Raw genomic sequence first — 17866 nt, forward strand, 5'->3', positions numbered from 1 at the left:
TTTTCTCCTTAATTTTTACAGATTGCTTTTTATGCCATGCTCCATCAGTTGGACCTGGCTGTCATAATGCTTCAGGAATGTCTCGCTGTCCCAATTCTCGGCAAACAGGCGTCGGATCAGGGCGTGAATGACCGCCTTGATAAATTCTCTGATCTCCTTGAGGTCATCATTGCCATCCCGCATGAAGTCAGATTCCATAACCAGGCGTTTCTCTTCGTGATTCACTGCCTGGTAGTGCCGCCACTGCTGTTCCAGATCGGAAGTCCAGTACAGGAAGCGGTTGCGGTACAACGCGTGTTTCTCGGATTTGAACAGTTCTCTGGCCAGGGCTTTGCCGTAGTCCGGGAATGTTTTAAACAGGTCTCCCCGATGCTCCCGCAGCAGGTCCAGTAACAGTTCATGAACCTCAATGGTCTCCTGGTCCAAAATATAAAAATAGCTTTCTTCCAGATTCTCAAAGTATGTGTAGAAGCTGCCTCGGGCGATTCCCAGGTCATTCACGATATCTTTGACACTGGCCTCTGAGATCGGATGCTTTTCAAATTCTTTCTTGATGACATCCAGTACCAGCTCCCGTTTCTTCGGGGGCAAATTGAAGAATGTATCTTTTGGCATTGTATCCTCCCTTCGTCGATTTCTAAATCGATCCGTCCTCAGAAGAAAAATGACACCGTGTCATTTCAAGGTTATTCTAATTCAGGAATGACACCGTGTCAACGTGGTTTTATACGATTTAATTTTTCTTTAATAATTCCGTTTGATTCAGGCTTCACCTCAGAATGAACTGGAAGCAGGCGTCAGACTGGATCCTGGCAGTATCAGGCTTTGCCTGCGTCACGGAAAAAATAAACTCTGTCACAAGATTTTTGCTTCATGTTCAACGACAGATTCGAACAGTGGTACAATGATTACGTCTTGAAAGTGGGACAGAGGTTTCAACTGAAAGTTTCTGCAAACGGAAAGGAAAAAGAATCATTTTTACAGTGATAGAAGGACAAAGGAGTATAGATGAGTTCATTTTTATTTTTAGCCAGTGATGAAGCGCTGACAATCGTCGAAAATCCATATATTAAGAAGCTGTCGCTTCATGAAGCCCTCGCTCTGGATATGGAGCTCCCTGATTTTCTTTTGGAAAATCAGGAAATAGACCCTAATGAACCCATTATCCAGATCTGTGAATCGGATGAGTTGCTCGGTGAACTGGAAATCGCCCCGGCATTGGACTGTGAGGATCTGGTCCGACCTTATACCGGACGGAAGCTGATCTATGGAGTGAGTCTGCAGTACACGCAAGCAAGGGGGGGAGCTCTCCTTGATTATTTACAAGCCGAACTGGAGCGCGTCCCGGTGATTGAACTGTACAGTATCTGGCTGGGGGACGATCAATCACCGGCATGCCGGGAAGTTTTTTCCCAGAACCTGAGCGAACACCACCTGCGCTTTCTGGATCAAACCCAGGGTTTTCAAGGATCCAGAGGATTGATTCTCCATGCTCGTCCCAGAGAATAATCCAGAACAATACCGGAACGTGCCGCAAGAAACCGGAACTTAAGGGAATATACCGGAACTTAACGGAACATAATAGTCAAAGTCCATCAAGGACACGTTGACCAGAGCAGTCAGGTGGTTATCACCTGGCTTTTTTGCTGTTGCTGGTTCCTCAGATGCGGCTGCTTTTCTGAACAAAATGAGACAACAATGGGAATAGTCTATGACCTTTGAATCAAACGGAGGAACGCAACTTATAATGAAAGGGTAGTGATTCGATCGATCAGGAGCGTGAAGGAATGGATTTCAGCGATGTAGTGGTCAGGCAAAAGCGAAAGCGGCAGATTCTGTTTCGTAAGGAAAGCCCTTGTCTTCACAATTTGATGAATTTAATCCGCAGCTCAGATCATCGGGCTCTGGTACTCTGGGCCTTGGAGTGTGCCGAGGAAACATTATGTGAAGTCGAGGAGAGACTGCCTGGGGAGTTAAGACCCAGGATATGTCTTGAACAATGTGATGCCTGGTCTCAGGGACTGATCAAAATGCCTCAGGCAAAACGTGCCATATTGGCATGCCATGCGGTTGCCGGGACAACGGATCCGATCACCGGAGCCTTGTGCCACGCCATCGGACATGCAGGAGCCACAGTCCACACAGGAGGCCATGCCATCGGACTGCCCATGTATGAATTGACAGCTCTGGCGCTGAATCACCAGGGCTCAGGCTATGAGTCGGAAGCGGAACGTAAGATCCAATGGTATGAAGAGCGGCTGCGGTACTGGCAGACTCATTGGAAAGAAGCCGGAAGACCCTGGGCGGCATTTTTAGAAAAACCAGACCCGGAAGCCTCAGGCACTGAAAGCCTCATCGAGCCAAAATCAAAGCAACCTTAATAGGATGCAGGAGGAATTAACAATGAACCAAAGCGAGTTAAATATACCGATCCGTGATCAGGAGCTGTTGAAAATCCTGGAAGAGCGGTTTGAACAGAATTTACGGCGCCACCCCGAAATGAAATGGGATGAAATCGCCCGGCGTCTGGAACACAATCCGGAAGCTTTGCAGACCCTTCATCAGATGGAAGAGACGGGGGGAGAGCCGGATGTAGTATGGACTGAAGGCGAATCCATCGTATTTGCCGACTGCTCCCCGGAGACTCCTTCCGGACGGCGCAATCTCTGCTATGATGAACCAGCCCGAAAGGCCCGAAAGAAAAATGCCCCGGAAGCCAGCGCCATGGGCGTGGCCGGGACGATGGGCCTTGCTCTGCTGACGGAAGCAGAGTACCGCCGGCTGCATGAGACAGGACCCTTTGATCAGAAGACCTCAAGCTGGCTTCTGACCCCGGAATCAATTCGAAGCCTGGGGGGAGCACTGTTCGGCGATTATCGCTACGGCACCGTGTTTATTTACCACAACGGCGCGGATTCCTACTACGGAGTTCGAGGGTTCCGGGGACTGCTGAAAGTTTAATGAAATCACGAGAAAAAGCTGGAGCTGTCTTGCCGGACGCTCCGGCTTTTTTTCATCGATGGCAGCAAAAGATTTTCGCTATGGGTTTGTGTGAGCTGAATGTTAATTGCAAGTTATTTCTTGGCAGGTCATATTGATAACTTTCGATATGCAGGATATACTGTAACTGGATATCGATACTTGTCGATATGATGCAGATCGAACGTAGTCAGGTTCGAAACTCAGACTTCTGGGCGTGGAGCTGCTAAGAAATGAAAGCCTGACCGGACAGTACCGATCTGTCTGAGGAAGGTACAGATGAAAGGAGTACCCCATGAACTATACTACAGCGGAATATGTACCGATCATGAAGGCTCTGTCTGATGAGACCAGACTTCGAATCATCGACATGCTGTCGTGCGGCACCCTGTGTGCCTGTGACATATTGGAAGAATTCAGCATCTCACAGTCGACGCTGAGCTATCATATGCGAATTCTTACCGAAAGCGGCTTGATTCAGGCTCAGAAAGACGGAGCCTGGATGAGATACTCACTCAATCAGACAAAAGCCGAGGAGCTGATTCAGTTCCTGAACCGTATTACCCATGATAAGGAAGACTGTATCTGTAAAAGCAGATCACACCCTCAGAACAAATGCTGCTAAGCCCTTATGAATCCAATGCCTAACTTGCAGGCAGGAATTTTGATAGCGATGAATCCCAAATTCTTTATCATTGATGCAGTCAGCATGTTTATGTTTATGAAAGAAAGATAAAAAAGAGAAAAGAAATAATATGAAAGAAGGAAGAGAAATGAAAGAGTCGGGAGAAGGCAAACTTCTCATTGAAACCAAAGAACCGGTGTCAGGTTGCTGCGGGGGCAGCCGATGTGACTGTTCAGACACGAGCTTAAAGAAGCAGGTGCTGATTGAATTTCTCTATTTGGATTTGTCTCAATGTGATCGGTGTCAGGGGACGGATGCCAATCTGGATGAAGCCATCGCCCAGGTTCGTCCGGTGCTCGCCGCGGCGGGTTTTGACCTGAAGGTCGAGAAAATCAATGTGAATACGAAAGAACTTGCCATCAAGCATCAATTTCTGAGTTCCCCCACGATTCGGGTGAATGGACAGGATATTGATTTCGTGGTCAGGGAATCGGACTGCAGGGAGTGCGGGGATTTGTGCGGGGATCAGGTAAGCTGCCGCGTCTATGATTATGAGGGAACGGAACATAATGAACCGCCCAGGAGCATGATCATCGAAGCAATCCTGAAGCAGATCTTTGGGGGGGCCAGAATCATGGAACATCAGACGGAATATGTTCTGCCTGAGAACCTTGCCAGATTTTATGAGCGGATGGAGGAACTTCGGGGAGTATAAGAATCAGGCGGCCAGCAATAGAACTGGACACACTTCTGAGCGAAACCTGGAATCATAGGGATCAATCTTCCTTTCCCACGAGGCATGAGCTGATCGTCAAAGGGCGTTACAAATCTTTATTCGAAAAGGCTGCCTTTTGATCATATGGAACATATATGAAACGAACTTATCAAATGAACTTATCAGATGAACTCATCAGATGAACTTATCAGATGAACTTATTAGACGAGCTTTTTAAAACTAGGAAACGAATCAACTTCAACGAGGTGCACAATGAATAAACAAAAAACAGACGGTATCAGCTTTTTCGAACGCTATCTGTCGGTCTGGGTCATACTCTGTATGGTGGCAGGAATTCTGATCGGACAGTTTCTTCCTGCCATCCCGCGACTGCTGAATCAATTTGAATATGCCAAGGTATCCATGCCCATTGCCATTCTGATCTGGCTTATGATTTATCCCATGATGCTGAAGGTCGATTTTCACAGTGTTCGCAATGTGGGGAGAAATCCCAAGGGGCTTTATGTCACCTGGATTACGAACTGGCTGATCAAGCCCTTTACGATGTTCGCCATCGCATGGCTGTTTTTCAATGTCATTTTTAAGCCCTTCATTTCACCAGACTTGGCGAAAAACTATCTGGCTGGTGCGATCCTGCTGGGGGCTGCACCCTGTACGGCCATGGTTTTCGTCTGGAGCCACCTGACAAAGGGTAATCCCGCTTACACAGTTGTTCAGGTCGCCACCAATGATCTGATTATTCTCTTCGCTTTTACTCCCATTGTGGCTTTTCTGCTGGGTGTGAGCGGAGTTCCGATTCCCTGGGATACGCTGATCCTCTCGGTTGTTCTGTTCGTTGTGATTCCACTGACAGCGGGGGCACTGACCCGGCATTTCGTCGTTAAAAACAAAGGACAGGAGTATTTTGAACGTTCGTTTGTTCCGAAATTCAACAATGTCACGATCATTGGACTGCTCCTGACACTGATCATCATCTTTTCCTTCCAGGGCGAAGTAATTCTGAAAAATCCGCTGCATATCGTCCTGATTGCAATTCCGCTGACCATTCAGACGTTCCTGATCTTCTTCATTGCCTACATTGCGAGCCGGATTCTGAAGTTGCCCCATGACATCGCAGCCCCGGCCGGAATGATCGGTGCGTCAAACTTCTTTGAACTGGCCGTTGCTGTTGCGATCTCCCTCTTTGGTACACAGAGTCCAGCAGCTTTGGCTACGATTGTCGGAGTTCTGACGGAGGTCCCGGTCATGCTTATTCTGGTCAAAATCGCCAACAATACAAAACACTGGTTTCCGATTCAGTAATCCCAAGGAGAAATGATTCATGAGCAATAAAACGAAAGTTGCATTCATCTGTGTTCACAACTCCTGCCGCAGCCAGATCGCGGAAGCGCTGGGCAAACAGTACGGCAGTGAGGTTTTTGAAAGCTATTCCGGCGGTACGGAGACAAAGCCTCAGATCAATCAGGATGCCGTTCGCCTGATGAAACAGGAGTATGGCATTGATATGGAAGCGACGCAGCATTCGAAGCTGATTGACGATCTGCCGGAGATTGATGTGGGTATCACCATGGGCTGCAATGTTCAGTGTCCCTTCCTGCCCAGCCGCCACCGGGAAGACTGGGGGCTGGAAGATCCATCCGGGAAAAGCGACGAAGAATTCTTACAGGTGATATCCGTGATAGATGCTAAAGTGCAGGAGCTGGTTACAAGGCTGAAGCACGGGCTGTAGTTAGAGACTGGAGCCAGGTGCACAATTTCTGAATCGACCTCATTTTCTGCTGAACCCCGGAAGATTATTTCACACTTTCGATGCTCAACGATAAAGATCAAAGTCCTTCCCACCGGCTGAATGCCAGTGGGAAGGACTTTTCCCTTTGCTGTACATCTCCGGCAAGCATTCACCAGTCAGAGTTCTTCGTTCAGCATACTTGGAGTTGGATCATCAATGTTCTGGAAGCGCCCAGACGATAATGGATGTGGCTGATGGAGCTTCACAATTAAGTTACTTTTATCCGATTCGGGAAATCTTTCTTATATCATGCGAGAGTGGGATAATCAAGCTAAAGAAGGAAGATGAGCAAGGGTCAGCATAATCGCGGAGGTGAGCCAAATGGATCGAATTTTGGAATGGCTTCTGGAAGGAGATGTCAGCGTTCAGTATCTGACAAGGAAATATTTGCTCCGGCAGCCGCAATCCGGCCTGACAGAGTTGCGTCAGCGAATTGCCGCAGAAGGCTTCGGCCGGCGATTTCTTCAAGTTCGGCAGCCCAATGGACACTGGGGGTATGAATTCTACAGCCCGAAGTGGATCAGTTCTCACTACACTCTGCTGGATCTGCGGTATCTGGAAATCGAACCGGTGGAAGAAATCGGCGAAACCTTACGGCTGATCCTGCGGGATCACAAAGGACCTGACGGCAGTCTGTATGAATCCAGGATGCCTCGCAGGGGAGATGTCTGTGTCAATGGCATGTTCTTGAATTATGCCGCGTTTTTCGGTGTGCCAGAGGATTCCCTGAGATCGGTGGTGGATTTTTTGATGAGTTGCGTCATGCCAGACGGAGGGTTCAACTGTGATTTCTTGAAGCCTGGCGTTCATCACAGTTCCATGCATACCACCTTGTCGGTTCTGGAGGGCTTGTGGGAATTTCGGAAGCAGGGGTATGCCTATCGATCGGAGGAACTGACCGAGTGCATGGCTGGGGCGGAAGAGTTCTTGCTGATCCATCATCTGTTCCGCTCCGACAAGACCGGTGAGATCATCAATCCAGCCTGGCTGAGGCTGTCTTTCCCGGTGCGCTGGAAATACGACATCCTCAGAGCTTTGGTCTATTTTGCAGATCGCGGAATCTTGGCAGACCCCAGACTGGTGGAGCCGGTGAAGGTTCTGCGACAAAAACAAAGAAAAGACGGAACTTGGCCAGTTCAGGCAAAACATTCCGGACTGGTTCATTTTGATATGGAGAAGACGGGAGAACCCAGCCGGTTCAATACCTTGCGGGCTCTGCGGGTCCTCAATTCCCTGCCGGAGGGCGGCAATCAGAGTGGTATGTCTCTGAATTAGTGAATCGGTATGAAACGGATGATTCCTTAGAATTGTTAATGCTGTATGTTGACCGTTGTAAGGATCCGATCGTTCTGAAAAGGGGGAAGCACCTATGGAATCAAAAGAGTTTAGCTATTGGAGTATCCCAGCGGATGATGCGATAAAAGGGCTGTCGTCATCGATCAACGGACTGAGCTCCCAGGAAGCCAGCCGGCGATTGAAAGAAATGGGTGAGAATGTGTTGGCTTCCAAGAAGAAGACTTCGGAGCTGCTGATTTTCCTGAATCAGTTTAAAACACCCATTGTTCTGATTTTAGTGGTGGCCACCATCATTTCCGCATTGAGCGGTGAATGGCTGGATGCGTTTATTATCTTTCTGATTGTTCTGTCCAGTTCCCTGATCAGCTACTTTCAGGAGCGTCGGGCCAGTACAGCTCTTGAAAAATTACGCGAAACGGTTCAGGTGACGACTCAGGTTCTGCGAGATGGCAGCTGGATTCCGGTTCCCTCCCGTCTCCTGGTTGCCGGGGATGTCGTCCGGATTAGCACAGGAAGCCTGATTCCGGCCGACGGACTGATTCTGGAAGCCATGGACCTGCAAGTGAATCAGGCAATTCTGACAGGGGAGTCTCTCCCCATTTCGAAGCAGCCAGGCAGCCTGGGAGAAGAGACTGCTCTGAAAGACCGAGCCAACTGCGTGTACATGGGAACCAATGTCCATAATGGCAGCGCCACGGTTCTCCTGACAAAGACCGGATCTTCCACCGCTTTCGGTGAAATTGCCAAAAAACTGACCCTGCGACCTCCTGAAACCGAATTTGAACGAGGCATCCGGACATTTGGCGGGTTTCTGACGCAGATCATGCTGGTGCTGGTTCTCATTGTGTTTGCTATCAATGTACTGCTCCTGAAGCCGCCCATCGACTCGCTGCTGTTTTCAGTGGCCCTGGCCGTTGGCATCTCTCCGGAACTGCTGCCGGCCATCATCAGTCTGACGCTGTCCCAGGGCTCGCATGTCATGGCAAAGGAGGGCGTCATTGTCAAACGGCTGAACGCCATCGAGAATTTCGGTTCCATGGACATTCTCTGCACCGATAAAACCGGCACGCTGACAGAAGGCGTGATCCGAATCGATGGTGGCTACGACCTTTCCGGCCATCCCTCGGACGAGGTGTATCGCATGGCTTATCTGAATGCGTTCTTCCAGGCGGGGATGGCAAATTCCCTGGACGACGCGATTGTAAAGGGCCGACCGCCCGAAATGACCGGGGTAACAAAAATCGACGAAATCCCCTTTGATTTTGACCGGGAGCGCCTGAGCGTCATCGTCAAAGATGGCGGCCAGAATTTACTGCTCACAAAAGGCGCCATTCAGAGCGTGCTGTCGATTTCCACGCATGTTCTTGATGGCCAGGAAGCGGTAAAGCTGGACGAAGGTCATCTGCAACGGATCCAGGAACAATATGCTGAATGGAGTCGTCAGGGGATTCGCGTCCTGGCTGTTGCCTGCCGGGTTGTTCCGCAGCAGGCCGATTATGGGATTTCGGATGAAACGGACATGATTTTCGCCGGTTTCCTGCTGATGTATGACCATCCCAAGGAAGATGTTGCCCAGACGATTCGTGATTTATCGGTTCACGGGATCAGCCTGTGCCTGATTACAGGGGACAACAAACTAATCGCCGTTCATACCGCGGAAAGCGTCGGACTGACTGTCACGGGCGTTCTGACCGGGGGAGAGCTGCGCAGCCTCAGTGATGAATCCTTCTGGCATCGGGTAGATCAAATCAATATTTTTTGTGAGGTCGATCCCAATCAGAAAGAACGAATTATTTTAGCACTGAAGAAAAAGTCCCATGTGGTGGGATTCCTGGGAGATGGAATTAATGACGTGCCCGCTCTTCACGCAGCGGATGTCAGTATCTCAGTGAACAATGCGGCAGACATCGCGAAAGAAACGGCAGATCTGGTTCTGCTCGAACATAAGCTCGAGGTTTTGGATCGCGGCGTCATTCTGGGCCGGACCACCTTCCACAATACGCTTAAATACATTCAGATCACTACCAGCGCAAATTTTGGCAACATGGTCAGCATGGCCGGATTGTCACTGTTCCTGCCATTTTTGCCTCTTCTGCCCAAACAGATCCTTCTGCTCAATTTCCTGTCCGATATTCCGGCCATTGCCATTGCACAGGACTATGTGGATCAGGACAGCCTGAAATCCCCTCAACGCTGGGACATTCACTTTATCCGGAACTTCATGTTCCTGTTCGGGTTGATCAGCAGTGTGTTTGACTACATTACCTTCGGCGTCTTGCTGCTGATCATCAAGGCCAATGAAGCACTGTTTCAGAGCAGCTGGTTTACGGTCTCGGTGCTGACCGAACTGCTGATTCTGATGGTCATGCGCACCCGCCGAACCTTCTACAAGAGCCGGCCAGCGCCGATTATGATCTTCGCTTCCCTGGCAGTTGGTGTGTTCACGCTGGTAGTGCCTTATCTCCCGTTTGCATCGGCACTGGGCATCACACCGGTTCCTCCGTACCTTCTGCTGGCTCTGCTGTTCATCACATTCTGCTATCTGGTGGCAACAGAATTCGGGAAACGCTGGTTTTACCGGAAGTGACCATTGCGTGACTGAACGCAGCTCAGGCGGTTCGTACAGTCACCTGCTCATTCAGCAGTTCAAGGATTGTTCAGGGATTGTTGAGAATAATGGGGAAGACTTTTTGCTATACTGAACCTACAAGCGAACAGGAGGAAGAAATATGAATATTGAACGGCTGGATCGGATTTGCATCGCGGTGCCGAACCTGGAAGAGGGGAAGCAGCGTTTTGGGAAACTGCTGGGAATCCGCTTTGAGTTCTCAGGCGAGGTGACTATGCCGGACGGGAAAATCGTCCATATGGCGTTGTCCAATCAAGGCATTGAGCTGCTGGAAGTCCCGGATCGAGAAGTGCACGTGCGCAGCTTCCACTTCAAGGTTAATGACCTGGAGGAGGCGGTACAGCAGGTCAGGGACCGAAACGTCGATGTGCTGGGAGAATTCCGGGTGGGAGATATGAAAGAAGCCATCCTTGATCTGATGGGATTGAGGGCTCTTCTCATTGAATACCCAGGAACAGATCCTGCCCTGGCAGCCAAAGGCGAGGCGAAAGTCTGAGTTTGAACTCTCTGGACAGAGAACGGACTGGCAAAATAACAATCAGAAAAAATTGAAGACACCAAAACAAAAGATAACACAGGAAAAGGAGATCAGAATGGATTTTATTTACGAACAGAAAACGGATAAAACATTCGAACAGGCAGTCAAGGATCTGACCGCCAACTTGGCCGCTCATTCCTTCGGGGTTTTGTGGCAGCTTAATTTCAAGGATAAGTTGCAGGAAAAGGGGCTGGAATTTGACCATAATTTTATGGTGCTGGAAGTGTGCAATCCGGCCCAGGCAAAGAAAGTGCTGGATCAGAAACTTGAAATGGGCTATATGCTGCCCTGTAAGATGGCGATCTATGAGAAGGACGGAGTGGTGCGACTCGGCATGATGAAGCCGCAGGCCCTGGTTCAGCTGATGGGCGAGACCGATCTGGGAGAAACAGCCCTTGAGGTTGAAATGACGCTCAGGAAGGCCATTGACGATTCCATTCATTAAATAATTTGTTCTATAAAGAATGAGCTGAAACAATCTGCCGTGATTTAAAATGACCAACCGGAAACTCCAGCAGCAGATTAAGGCAATTGACCCTGACCAGCGATTTCGGAATGAGAACCAAGAATCCCTCGGGGAAAGAGTTTGATTGAAACGAAGAACGGCCGGACATCCTTCATGTGGTGTTCGGCCGTTCTTAATTTCCCGATGAGAGTGCTACAGAAAAGTTCATTAGAAGGGAGTCTGCAGCAGCGGTCAACCTGACTGAACAGTTGCTTGAGCCGGGGTGATTGAAGATGTCCTGTAATAGTTGTAAAATTAAATCAAAGAAAAAGTGCGACATTATTCGCAAGTGACTTCATCGTATGGGCAGAAATGACATTGGTTTTTTCAGAAGGTTTCCTCAAACGTATTCTCACAAATATACATAAAGAGGTGAATGTCATGAACCGTACTCAAAAGTTCCTGGCGCTGTTTTACGGCGTCGCCACCGGCCTGATCCTGCTGTCTCACACAGTATACGGAAAAGGCGACCCCAGTCTGTATCTTACCTTTGGGGTTCGAGCAACCATGGTCCTGGCAGCCTGGTTGTTAACGACCCGTCTCAGGGAGAGGTACTTGCTGCGATTAGCGTTTCTCTTCACTCTGGTGTCTGATTACTTTTTTATTCTGGCCCAGGTGTTTGATGAAAGTATGCCCAACCGCCAGCTCTATGGCATGCTGGGATTCATCCTTTCTTATCTGTTCCTGATTCTGGCCTTCAGCCGGCAAATGAAATTCGGGCACAGAGAGCTGATGACTTTCCTTCCCTTTGGCCTGATCTTTCTCTATCTTTTCATGAATCTGCAGAAATTCGCCACCGGGTTCATGCTGCAGGCCGGCATCGGAATCGGAGTGATTCTTAGTTTGGCCGGAATGACTATGGTTTCGACACTCTATCGCGGCCTTTATACCAGGCGGGCCGCCTGGATGATTGCCCTGGCAGGGTTCCTCATGTTCTTCAGTGACCTGTTCGTAGCTTATTCCATTTATGATCCAGCCTTTGCAAATTTCATGCTGTGGAAAGAAAACCTGATCTGGGGAACCTACGTGCCTGCCTGGACCTTGCTGCTGTTGCTGATGGCAGAGGACCGGCCTTATCTGGAAGTACAGAACCGCGGCAGACAAGTACTGACAGCCAGACTTTAGGAGGGATTTTATGAGCCGATCAGTGATTTTCGCTGTCCTTGGTGCCGTGCTGTTTCTGGTTCTCGGCGCTGTGGCGGGACTGGTCATCGGAGCTGTCATTGGAGGGAACTTCTTTACAGAATTTCGAATGTTCGGTGTCCAGGGCTACGAAGCGACCGGAGATCTGGGAGCGATCCTCGGGGGATTGCTGGGATTGATTCTGGGTGCCAGACTGGGAAGCCGGATCGGACGTCCCCGAACATTCTGACACGCTGGTGATTGGATGGATCCTGCCGCTGAGGATCCGTCCTTCCGGGCTGAAGAGTAACCGAACAAAATAGGAAGTCCTGCATTTAGAGAATCCAGTATTAAGAGAAGTCCTGAAGTGCGCAATGATCCCATCATTAAGAGATCTGCCATAACGGGACTTCTCACTGCATCTGACGTTCTTTATGACCGATTCATTGAGAAAACTGAAGCTTAAGAAGATCCCGGTTGGTTCAGAAAGCGACAGCTGCCAGAGCGTCGGGGGAAGAGTAGGGTCCATAAAAATTTGGAACTGATGAAATCAGAGAAGGAGATCATGATGAAACTTGGATCGTTTTCGCTAAGTTTAAATGTGGCAAATCTGGAAGCATCTCGGGATTTTTACCAAAAATTAGGGTTTGAGGTCTTGATGGGAGAGCCTTCCATGAACTGGCTCATCCTGAAAAAAGAGGACGTTGTCCTTGGTCTGTTTAAAGGAATGCTGAGTGCCAACGGGCTGACGTTTAATCCAGGCTGGGATTCCAATGCTCAGCCCCTGGCGGGAGCCACGGATGTCCGTCAGATTCAGCAAGAATTAAAGCGTCAGGGAATTTCATTCATCAGAGAAGCGGATGAATCCGGAGCTGGTCCGGACTGGTTCATGATTGCGGATCCCGATGGCAATCAGATTCTGTTCGATCAGCATCTCTGATCGAGTCACTGAATCGATTCCTTGTTCTGGTTGATTGGGGGAGGCGGCAACAGGGATGTCACCAAACGTTTTGGAATGTTGATCATTAATCCTGGGTGATCAAAGTCCTTAACCGGTGAGTTGGAGGAAAAAGCCTCTGAGACCAACCTTTTGGGATTGAGATTCCAGGCCGTCGATTCGACCATGAGATCAGGATTCTGCTGAACTTGCCTGAATGATCATGGAGGAATTTCAGGGAGCAATTACTGTTCTGTTGTTATTACAGTACACTCTCTGTCTATTTTTATACAAGATAAATTTAATTATTTAATCATACTCATTTGCTGATTCCGGCATTATGAGTATGATTTCTTTGTTTCATCGAAATATATACTAAGGAAGTACAAATCGATTGGTTAACAGAGGATGTCACAATGAGAGTTCTAAGAAATAGCTGGAATAATTCTTAAATCATAAAAAAGAGACGAAGGAAGTAAAGAAGTTGTAAAGAATAAAGTGTTTTTTTAATGATTTCAAATAAACAACTTGTTATTTTTAATAAGCTTGTTTTATTAAAGCGGTAACAAAAGTTACGATTAACAAAACTATTTAATAACAAAAACAAAGTTATAATGTAACAGTGTCAAAACAAGAATTATAATTTAAAAATAAAGTTTGTAATAACTGTAATACTTTCGTAATATGTTTTTAGAGATTAAAAATTACAAACAGGTAACAGTACACATTGAGGTAAGAATTTTCGGAGGAAACTATGAAGAAACGAAACTCACAACTGAAGGTCCTGGCAGCTGCCCTTGTAGCCGCCGCCACGCTTCTGGCCCCGCTTACCGGTGCGATCGCTGAAGCCACCACCCTCAAGGCTAAGTCGAATGTTAACGTGAGAGCGTCAAGCAGCAGCACATCAGAGAAAGTCGGGTACGTTACGGCAGGTTCGATCCATCAATATCTGGGAACTGAGAACGGCTGGTACAAAATCGATCTGAACGGACTGGTTGGGTATACCTATCGGGATTACTGGCAGGCCAATACGCTGACGGCGCGTTCCAATGTCAACGTGAGAAAATCGGCCAACAATCAAGCTGAAAAAGTGTTCTATGCTCAGGCTGGAACCGAAGCTCTGGTTCTCGGCAGGAGCGCATCTTGGCTCTATCTTGAAATCAATGGAACCAGAGGATATTCCTATAAGTCTTACTGGGATCTTTCCGATGTCCTGTTCTACAGCCTGCCGGTTGTAACCGGCGATGCTGGTGGAACGATCACTCCCGTTGATCCTGCTCCGGCTCCGCTCCCGCCCGCTCCGACCAATCCGGAGAATATTGCAGCGGGAGATCAGTACAAAGTGTTTACATCAATTTCCGGGTATCTGACAGCCGCCGACGCGCAGGCCGGAACGAATTCCACTCGCAAAGTGGCTCCTGGAACCTACGTTGTCTACAAGGTCTTCAGCGGCATGTACAATGTGTCCACCACCAACGGAGTGCCTGGTTCCTGGGTAAATCCCGAAACGAATGTGGCCCAGCTTCCGCCCACTGAACCCTCGCCCCCGACCGATCCAGGAACAGAGCCAACTGAGCCCAAGCCGATTGAAGCAGGTGACCAGTATAAAGTCCTTGCACCTTTGGCCGGATACTACACAGCAGCCGAAGCCGCCGAAGGCGGAACACCGCTCACCGTATTGCCAGCCGGTACGTATTATATTTACAAGATTTTCAGCGGCATGTATAATCTGTCAGCCACTCAGGGAACACCCGGTGCCTGGATTAATCCTGCCATGAATAATGGCACTGCCACTCCGACTCCTGACCCTTCACCGGATAACAACGAACTGGGCGACCGTGTCGTGGCAATCGCCAAGACTCTGATCGGCGCGCCGTACGTTTACGCCGGCGAATCCTGGGAAGAAGGCGGATTCGACTGTTCCGGACTGACCTACTATTCCTACAACAAAGTTGGGATTCGGATCCCCCGTACCGCTTCCACTCAGTGGGCCGGCATCGCGAACAAAGTATCCGTTCCGCGGCCTGGGGATATCATAGCCTTTGAAAAAGACGGAAAAGTCTACCATGTGGGAATCTACATCGGAAACAACCAGATGATCCATTCCCCGAAACCAGGCGACTACGTGAAAATTGTCGACCTGACCTGGTACTACAAGAATAATCTGGTCAAGGGATTCCTTCGGCCGACACCATAACCCTGTCAAGAGAGAACGACCGGTTCCTGGGAACAGCCCCGGCCGTTCTCTTTCTTTTTTTGCTGACAACTGGTTCCTTCTGGTCAACTTCAATTCCGGAGCCTTTACCGCCGCGCTGAGTAATAATTTCTGCTAAAGGTCTCGTCGGGCTCAGCCATTCCCCGAGAATCAATGAATGCAACAGTTGATTATGCAGTAATTCGCGAATAAACAGAAAGAAAATAAAGTTCGACGAACTTCATAGAATGCTAATGAAAGTGTTCCTTTATGGGGAATCTTAAATTTATACCCGAGGTCACGGGCGAAATGAGCAAATAATTTGCTTATTTGAACAGTTTTTAAGGGTTGTTAATGAAAAAGTAATGGGTTCAGGTGGTTTTATTCTTCGGAATCTTTACTTATAATATATTAATACATTTGGTATAAGGAGCGATAAAATGAATAACTGGATACTTGCTGCAACTTTATCCGGAGCGCTTGCCATTGCCATGGCGGTGTTCCTGACTGTCTGGATCACCAAACAGGATACCGGAAACGATCGGATGAGGGAGATCGCCGGATACATCCGGGAAGGGGCCATGGCATTCCTGAAGCGGGAATACATCTACATGGTCGCAATTATGTCTATCTTATTTCTGGTCATTCTGTTCGGAATTAACCTGCAGACTGCATTCCTCTTCCTGTTTGGAGCTATCCTGTCCGTTCTGGCGGGAGCCTTCGGCATGAATGCCGCGACCCAGGGGAATGTTCGAACCGCCGCCGCCGCAAAGAACAGTGGCATGGGCAGTGCATTGAAGATTGCGTTCCGGTCCGGAGCGGTCATGGGTCTGGCGGTAGCCGGACTGGGACTGTTCGGAATCGGGTTCTCGCTGTTCCTTTTGGGCTTTGATGCCTACAGCGTCATCACCGGATTCTCTCTGGGGGCTTCATCCGTTGCCCTGTTCGGCCGCGTGGGCGGCGGAATTTATACAAAAGCTGCCGATGTCGGAGCTGACCTGGTTGGTAAGGTGGAGGCTGGCATTCCGGAAGATGATCCAAGAAATCCGGCAGTCATCGCTGACAACGTCGGAGACAACGTGGGCGACGTAGCGGGCATGGGCTCGGATCTGTTTGAGAGCTATGTCGGATCCATCATCTCTGCCATCACACTGGCAGTAACGATTGAAAAGATTGTTCCGCTGCTTGGAAAGGAATTCCTTGTCCCCGTTGTCGAAGGATCCATTTTCCCGCTGGTTATCGCCGGAATCGGAATACTGGCCTCCATGGCAGGTATTATGAACGTTAAGGGAACATCTGAGCCAGCAAAATCACTGAATATGGGCACCTATGTGTCCAGCGGCCTGGTGCTGGTTGCCTCGCTCTTCTTCAGCAGCTACTTCTTTCAGACGCTGCAGCCGGCTTATGCCATTATTTCGGGAATCGTGGTTGGTCTCATGATCGGAAAGGTCACTGAGCTTTACACCTCTGACGCTTTTCGGTCTGTTCGCCGCATTGCGGCTCAGTCTGAAACCGGAACGGCCACCAATATCATCTCCGGACTCGGTGTAGGAATGTTCTCCACCCTATGGCCCATTCTGATCATCTGTGTTGGAATCATGGTTTCCTTCCTGTTTGCCGGCCTTTACGGAATCGCGCTGGCCGCAGTGGGTATGCTCTCAACGACCGCCATGGTCGTCTCGGTGGATGCTTACGGCCCGGTGGCAGACAATGCCGGTGGAATTGCCGAAATGAGCAAGCTGCCCCATGAAGTCCGTGAAATCACGGACACCCTGGACTCTGTCGGAAATACCACCGCTGCCATCGGCAAAGGCTTTGCCATTGGTTCCGCGGCTCTTACCGCCCTGGCTCTGTTCTCATCCTATGCGCAGGTTGCCAAGCTTTCGGAAATCAGTCTGCTCAATCCAACGGTTATCGTCGGCCTTCTGATCGGAGGCATGCTGCCGTTCCTGTTCTCGGCTTTGACCATGGATTCAGTCGGCAGAGCAGCGGATGAAATGATCAAGGAAGTACGCCGTCAGTTCAAGGAAATGCCGGGCATTATGGCTGGAACTGAGAAACCGGATTACGCACGATGCGTCTCCATTTCTACAGCTCATGCTCTGAAGGAAATGATCGCCCCCGGGCTCATTGCCTTGCTGGCACCTCTTGCCACCGGTTTCGTGCTGGGCAAAGAAGCCCTGGGCGGACTGCTGGCGGGAGCCCTTGTAACCGGTGTCCTCCTGGCCATCATGATGTCCAACTCAGGCGGAGCCTGGGACAATGCCAAGAAGTACATCGAATCCGGCCATCACGGCGGAAAGGGCTCTGATGCTCACAAAGCAGCCGTTGTCGGAGATACTGTGGGAGATCCGTTCAAGGATACTTCAGGACCCTCCATCAATATCCTGATCAAGCTGATGACCATCATTTCTCTGGTTTTTGCACCGCTCTTCTTCCGCTAAAAATTCCCTTCTACAAAGGATCAGCCGCCTGGCATCGCGCCAGCTGGCTGATCCTTTTTTCGATTGACCAGC

General features: G+C 49.3%; 17 protein-coding genes. 16 read left to right on the top strand and 1 reads right to left on the bottom strand.

Annotated features, from left to right (window positions below; genetic code table 11):
• Positions 1-15 precede the first annotated feature (15 nt).
• Positions 16-615 carry a TetR family transcriptional regulator gene (locus P6M73_RS05140; protein WP_277855040.1) on the bottom strand — a complete coding sequence of 200 codons (600 nt, stop codon included), beginning with the start codon at positions 613-615 and terminating at the stop codon, positions 16-18.
• Between the two features lie 393 nt (positions 616-1008).
• Between P6M73_RS05140 and P6M73_RS05145 the strand changes: the two genes are divergently transcribed.
• The 16 genes from P6M73_RS05145 (at position 1009) to P6M73_RS05220 (ending at position 17794) form a co-directional block, all read left to right on the top strand.
• Positions 1009-1509, top strand: a complete 501-nt coding sequence (locus tag P6M73_RS05145) for a hypothetical protein (RefSeq protein ID WP_277855041.1) — start codon at positions 1009-1011, stop codon at positions 1507-1509.
• Positions 1510-1787: 278 nt separating this feature from the next.
• Positions 1788-2381 carry a putative immunity protein gene (locus P6M73_RS05150; protein WP_277855042.1) on the top strand — a complete coding sequence of 198 codons (594 nt, stop codon included), beginning with the start codon at positions 1788-1790 and terminating at the stop codon, positions 2379-2381.
• Positions 2382-2403: 22 nt separating this feature from the next.
• Positions 2404-2961: a DUF4256 domain-containing protein gene (locus tag P6M73_RS05155; protein WP_277855043.1), complete on the top strand. Its 558-nt coding sequence runs from the start codon at positions 2404-2406 to the stop codon at positions 2959-2961.
• A gap of 313 nt (positions 2962-3274) precedes the next feature.
• Positions 3275-3604, top strand: a complete 330-nt coding sequence (locus P6M73_RS05160) for an ArsR/SmtB family transcription factor (protein WP_277855044.1) — start codon at positions 3275-3277, stop codon at positions 3602-3604.
• Positions 3605-3752: 148 nt separating this feature from the next.
• Entirely contained in the window at positions 3753-4319 is a 567-nt protein-coding gene (locus P6M73_RS05165; RefSeq protein ID WP_277855045.1) for a DUF2703 domain-containing protein, read from the top strand.
• Positions 4320-4592: 273 nt separating this feature from the next.
• Positions 4593-5642, top strand: coding sequence for an ACR3 family arsenite efflux transporter (gene arsB / locus P6M73_RS05170; protein ID WP_277855046.1), 1050 nt, complete (start codon positions 4593-4595; stop codon positions 5640-5642).
• Between the two features lie 19 nt (positions 5643-5661).
• Complete coding sequence (locus P6M73_RS05175; protein WP_277855047.1) at positions 5662-6069, top strand: arsenate reductase ArsC; 408 nt, start codon at positions 5662-5664, stop codon at positions 6067-6069.
• A 381-nt stretch (positions 6070-6450) separates the two neighbouring features.
• A complete protein-coding gene (locus P6M73_RS05180) occupies positions 6451-7404 on the top strand; it encodes a hypothetical protein (RefSeq protein WP_277855048.1) in 954 nt (317 codons plus the stop codon).
• A 94-nt stretch (positions 7405-7498) separates the two neighbouring features.
• Complete coding sequence (gene mgtA, locus P6M73_RS05185; RefSeq protein WP_277855049.1) at positions 7499-10012, top strand: magnesium-translocating P-type ATPase; 2514 nt, start codon at positions 7499-7501, stop codon at positions 10010-10012.
• A 142-nt stretch (positions 10013-10154) separates the two neighbouring features.
• Positions 10155-10550, top strand: a complete 396-nt coding sequence (locus P6M73_RS05190; RefSeq protein ID WP_277855050.1) for a VOC family protein — start codon at positions 10155-10157, stop codon at positions 10548-10550.
• A gap of 97 nt (positions 10551-10647) precedes the next feature.
• Positions 10648-11037, top strand: a complete 390-nt coding sequence (locus P6M73_RS05195; protein WP_277855051.1) for a DUF302 domain-containing protein — start codon at positions 10648-10650, stop codon at positions 11035-11037.
• 441 nt (positions 11038-11478) lie between these two features.
• Positions 11479-12222, top strand: a complete 744-nt coding sequence (locus tag P6M73_RS05200) for a lysoplasmalogenase family protein (RefSeq protein ID WP_277855052.1) — start codon at positions 11479-11481, stop codon at positions 12220-12222.
• 10 nt (positions 12223-12232) lie between these two features.
• Complete coding sequence (locus P6M73_RS05205) at positions 12233-12469, top strand: hypothetical protein (protein ID WP_277855053.1); 237 nt, start codon at positions 12233-12235, stop codon at positions 12467-12469.
• Positions 12470-12787: 318 nt separating this feature from the next.
• Positions 12788-13159 carry a VOC family protein gene (locus P6M73_RS05210; RefSeq protein WP_347276329.1) on the top strand — a complete coding sequence of 124 codons (372 nt, stop codon included), beginning with the start codon at positions 12788-12790 and terminating at the stop codon, positions 13157-13159.
• 751 nt (positions 13160-13910) lie between these two features.
• The gene (locus tag P6M73_RS05215) at positions 13911-15353 is read left to right on the top strand and encodes a C40 family peptidase (RefSeq protein WP_277855055.1); all 1443 of its coding nucleotides are present in this window, start codon (positions 13911-13913) and stop codon (positions 15351-15353) included.
• A gap of 437 nt (positions 15354-15790) precedes the next feature.
• Complete coding sequence (locus tag P6M73_RS05220) at positions 15791-17794, top strand: sodium-translocating pyrophosphatase (protein ID WP_277855056.1); 2004 nt, start codon at positions 15791-15793, stop codon at positions 17792-17794.
• Positions 17795-17866 lie beyond the last annotated feature (72 nt).

It is taken from the genome of Anaerococcoides asporogena (genome assembly GCF_029590275.1).
In the GTDB taxonomy this organism is placed as follows: domain Bacteria; phylum Bacillota; class Clostridia; order Clostridiales; family Clostridiaceae; genus JG1575.